Annotated in this window: 5 protein-coding genes; 2 read left to right on the plus strand and 3 right to left on the minus strand. The window is 64.2% G+C overall.

Features of this window, described 5'->3' with window-relative positions:
* Positions 1-38: 38 nt before the first annotated feature.
* Together AC5JJ6_RS00575 and AC5JJ6_RS00580 are read right to left on the minus strand one after the other, a co-directional pair.
* Positions 39-554: a DUF6306 domain-containing protein gene (locus tag AC5JJ6_RS00575; RefSeq protein WP_496040171.1), complete on the minus strand. Its 516-nt coding sequence runs from the start codon at positions 552-554 to the stop codon at positions 39-41.
* Between the two features lie 94 nt (positions 555-648).
* Positions 649-1,047, minus strand: a complete 399-nt coding sequence (locus AC5JJ6_RS00580; RefSeq protein ID WP_496040172.1) for an acyl-CoA thioesterase — start codon at positions 1,045-1,047, stop codon at positions 649-651.
* Positions 1,048-1,162: 115 nt separating this feature from the next.
* On the opposite strand from AC5JJ6_RS00580, the gene parE reads away from it, so the two are divergent.
* Positions 1,163-3,148 carry a DNA topoisomerase IV subunit B gene (gene parE / locus AC5JJ6_RS00585; RefSeq protein WP_496040173.1) on the plus strand — a complete coding sequence of 662 codons (1,986 nt, stop codon included), beginning with the start codon at positions 1,163-1,165 and terminating at the stop codon, positions 3,146-3,148.
* 4 nt (positions 3,149-3,152) lie between these two features.
* On the opposite strand, the gene AC5JJ6_RS00590 is transcribed toward parE, so the two are convergent.
* On the minus strand, positions 3,153-3,728 hold the full coding sequence (locus AC5JJ6_RS00590; protein WP_496040174.1) for a hypothetical protein: 576 nt from the start codon (positions 3,726-3,728) through the stop codon (positions 3,153-3,155).
* Positions 3,729-4,080: 352 nt separating this feature from the next.
* Between AC5JJ6_RS00590 and AC5JJ6_RS00595 the strand changes: the two genes are divergently transcribed.
* A partial coding sequence (locus tag AC5JJ6_RS00595; RefSeq protein WP_496040175.1) for an acyltransferase family protein occupies positions 4,081-4,466 on the plus strand: 386 nt, incomplete at its 3' end.

Raw genomic sequence — 4,466 nt, forward strand, 5'->3', positions numbered from 1 at the left:
GCCGTCTACATCCTGACAAGGCCGAGCCGGGCTCCGGCTTAGGACCCTTCTGCTTGCTGCCTGGCCAGCCAGTCCAGCAGTTCCGAACAGTCCTTCAGGTCGTTCCGGTGGATCTCCCGCCATTCCGACAGGACGCCGTGAAGCTGATCGTCGGCCACCTTCGGCAGCGTGGCGTCGAACTGGCCGACGACCCAGGCCATGCCGCTGTTCAGCAGGGCCAGGCGCTCCGCGACTTCCCCAAGGCCGACGACCTCGTCATGGAAGGTGCTGGTGGCGTTGGACGGGCTGGCTCCCAACTGCACGAGCACGCGCGTCAGCACCCCGCAGAAGCGCGCCTGATTGCGCTGGACGGAGGTGAGGAGGTCCGTTACCTCCGTCTGGTCGAACTCGGCACCGACGGCCGTCAGCGCCTTGGCGCTGGCCCGGCCGACCTCCAGCATGGCGTTCAGCAGTTCCGCCAGTTCGGCGTCGGAGACGGCGCCGTTATAGGCAGGGTCGACTTCACCGGCGTAGCAGGGAGGCGAAGCGCAGGCCGTAGGCTGGAGTTCCGGCATCGTCGTTACTTTCCTCGTGTTCGTCATTACTTATAACGAAGGGCCGGAGGCGCAACGCGTAACAAACTTCGGCTCCGGCTTCGCCTTGGCCCGTTCAGGCATCTCCTTCGGCGGGCACCGGCCTGGACCGCCTGTCGTCGCCGATCGCGACATAGGTGAAGACGCCCTCCGTCACCTTGGCGGCGCCCTTCGCCGTGCCGCGCCGGACCCAGGTGTCGACCTTGATCGCCATGGAGGTGCGGCCGATCCGCAGGATCGTGCAGTAGCAACTCACCTCGTCGCCGATGAGGACCGGCTGGTGGAACTTCATCGCTTCGATGCCGACGGTAGCGACGCGGCCATGGGCTCGCCGCGCCGCGACCATGCCGCCCGCCACGTCCATCTGGGCCAGCAGCCAGCCGCCGAAGATGTCGCCGTTGGGGTTGGCATCGGCCGGCATCGCGATCGTCCGAAGGGCGGGACCGCCTTCCAGATCCGGTTCATTGTCCGCCATCGATGCTTCCTCTTGAGTTCAGGTGAGAATCCTAATACCAAATATTGTAATCAATTCGTCCCGCGACACCGCACGCGCTTGCGTGGATGGTGATCTAATTCCTATATTAGTGGCCATGACCGACCTTTTTCAGAATACCCTACGCAAAGAAGACAGCTACTCCGCCCAGGATATCGAGGTCTTGGAGGGGTTGGAACCCGTACGCCGCCGGCCCGGCATGTATATCGGCGGCGTGGACGAGCGCGCCCTGCATCATCTGGTGGCGGAAATTCTCGACAACGCCATGGACGAGGCGGTGGCGGGGCACGCCAGCCGAATCGATCTGGAACTGGCCGCCGACTCGACGGTGACGATCCGCGACAACGGGCGCGGCATCCCGGTGGACGAGCACCCGAAATATCCGGGTAAATCGGCGCTCGAAGTCATCATGACGACGCTGCACTCCGGCGGCAAGTTCAGCGGCAAGGCCTATGCGACCTCCGGCGGCCTGCACGGCGTCGGCATGTCGGTGGTGAACGCGCTGTCGGACCGCCTGACGGTGGAGATCGCGCGCGACCGCCAGCTCTACACCCAAAGCTACAGCCGAGGCCTTGCCGTCGGCGGGCTGGTCGGGCTGGGCCCGGTGCATAACCGGCGCGGCACGACGGTCAAGTTCCACCCCGACGCGATGATCTTCGGCGAAGCGGCGACCTTCAAGCCGGAGCGGCTCTACCGCATGGCCCGCTCCAAGGCCTATCTCTATAAGGGCGTCGAGATCCGCTGGGCCTGCGATCCCGAACTGCTGAGCGCCGATGCGATCACTCCGGCGTCCGAAACGCTGCATTTCCCCGGCGGCCTGAACGACTACCTGACGGCGGCGCTGAAGGACCGCAAGGGCGTCACTCCCGCGCCCTTCGCGGGAGAAGCGCCGTTCCCCGGCGATGCCGGGCGGGCGGAATGGGCGATCGCTTGGCCGGAGGACGAGGAAGGCTTCATCCATTCTTACTGCAACACGGTGCCGACGCCCCAGGGCGGCAGCCACGAGATGGGGCTGCGGACGGCGCTGACGCGCGGCATCAAGGCGTTCGGCGAGCTGGTCGGCAACAAGCGCGCGGCCCAGATCACGGCCGACGACGTGTTCGGCGGCGCCACGATCCTGCTGTCGATCTTCATCCGCGACCCGTCTTTCCAGGGCCAGACCAAGGAAAAGCTGGCCACGGCGGAAGCGGCCAAGCTGGTCGACACTGCCGTCAAGGACCACTTCGACCACTGGCTCTCCGGCAATCCGGCTTCGGCCAACGCCTTGCTCGACTACCTGATCGAGAAGGCGGAGGAGCGGCAGCGCAAGCGCCAAGCCAAGGAGATGTCGCGCAAAACAGCGACCCGGCGGCTCCGGCTGCCCGGCAAGCTGGCCGATTGCAGCCGGACCACGCCGGAAGGGACGGAGATCTTCCTGGTCGAGGGCGACAGCGCCGGCGGCTCCGCCAAGCAGGCCCGCAGCCGCGAAACCCAGGCCATCCTGCCGCTGCGCGGCAAGATCCTGAACGTGGCGAGCGCCAGCGCCGACAAGATGCGCGGGAACCAGGAACTGAGCGACCTGATCCAGGCGCTCGGCTGCGGCACCGGCCGCGAGTTCTCGTCGGAAAAGCTGCGCTACGAGCGCGTCATCATCATGACCGACGCCGACGTGGACGGCGCCCATATCGCGTCGCTGCTGATGACGTTCTTCTACAGGGAGATGGCGGGATTGATCCAGAACGGCCACCTGTATCTGGCCCTGCCGCCGCTCTACCGCGTCACCCACGGCGGCAAATCGATCTACGCCCGCGACGACGCCCACAAGGACGAGCTGATCCGGACGGTCTTCGCCGGCAAGAAGGTCGAGCTGAGCCGCTTCAAAGGCCTGGGCGAGATGCAGCCGGCCCAGCTCAAGGAAACCACTATGGACCCGACCAAACGGACCCTGCTCCGCGTCGTCGTGCCCGACACACACGACCCGGAAATGCGCGGTCAGGTGGAGGAGACGAAGTCCCTGGTCGAAAGCCTGATGGGCCGCAAGCCGGAACTGCGCTTCCAGTTCATCCAGGAAAACGCCAAGTTCGTCCAGGACATCGATGTTTGATGGCTCAGGCCTGCTCGTCGCTCCCCGACAGATCTTCGATCTTCCGCAGTGTCAGTATCTGCGCCGCCGCCGTAAACAGCAGCCCCGATGCGGTCAAACGGCCTTCGTCCTGGTCGGCGTGGCTGAGGCAGGCGAGTTGGGCGGCTCCCAAGGCGTAGGCTTGGAGGAGTTCGACCGGGTCACCTTCGGAGTTGCGCTGCCACCAGCGGCGGCCGTGGCGGCGCATGGTGCGGAGCGCCGGTTCCATGACGTCCCAGTTCGGCAGGCGGTCTTTCAGGAAGCCGGAGGGGTCGCTGCCTGTCTCGTCGTCGCCCAGGGCGGCGCGGCCCAGGTGGATGGCGAATTCGATGAAGGGGTAGCGCTCCGATACCTGACTGCCGGCGCGGAAGGCGATGCTCATCAGCAGTTCGGACACCAGTGCTGATTCGCGCGGTTCCAGCCCGTCCAGGACATCGAGCAGGCCGGGCGCCAGGTTTTCTTCCGGGGAAGCGCCCTCGCGGGTCGCGGTGACGGCGGCGACCAGCGTACGCAAGGCTTCGACCTGCGCTTCCGCGGAAACCGGCCGGTAGTCTTTTGCCATGTGAATTTGCTCTTTGCCTTCTGCAAGGGGCCTTTGCAACCTGCGCGGACCCGCCTGCTGCCGGTCCAGTTAACCTGTTAATGGCCGCGCCGCGTGTTGTCCAGGGGAACCGGAATAAATCCGGACCTTAGCCTGCAACGCTACAGGATGGCTTAGCTGACATAGGCCTGATTAGCCCGTTATCGAATTGGCCGTTCAAATGGATTAGTGTTAACGCCACCGACCAGAAAAGTAACGTAGCAGCGTGCCGGATGCTATAATCCGTAGATCTACATCCGGAAAAGCCTCAAAGCTTGCAATGAAATTCACGATTTTTTCGATTCAAATACTCAGGGCTTTCGCGGCTCTGCTTGTGGTCTTCCATCATGCCCGCTACCAGATCCCGGAATTCGAAGTCTTTTTCCACGGAGAGATCTGGCAGTTCGGTCAAGCCGGCGTCGATGTCTTCTTCGTGATCAGCGGTTTTATCATGTGGGTGACGACGCATGAACGGCAGACTACGCCGCTCCGGTTCATGACCAACCGGATCGTGCGCATCGTACCGCTCTACTGGCTGCTCACGCTGACGGTGGCGGGTGCTTGCCTGTTGGCGCCGCACCTGTTCCGGGGCGTGGTGCTGACCCCTGAGCATGTCGTCAAGTCCCTGTTCTTCATCCCGCATTTCTATCCCGGAATGCCGACGCGCATCTGGCCGCTCCTGCTGCCGGGATGGACGCTGAATTACGAGATGGTCTTCTA

This window comes from Skermanella sp., from assembly GCF_059503625.1.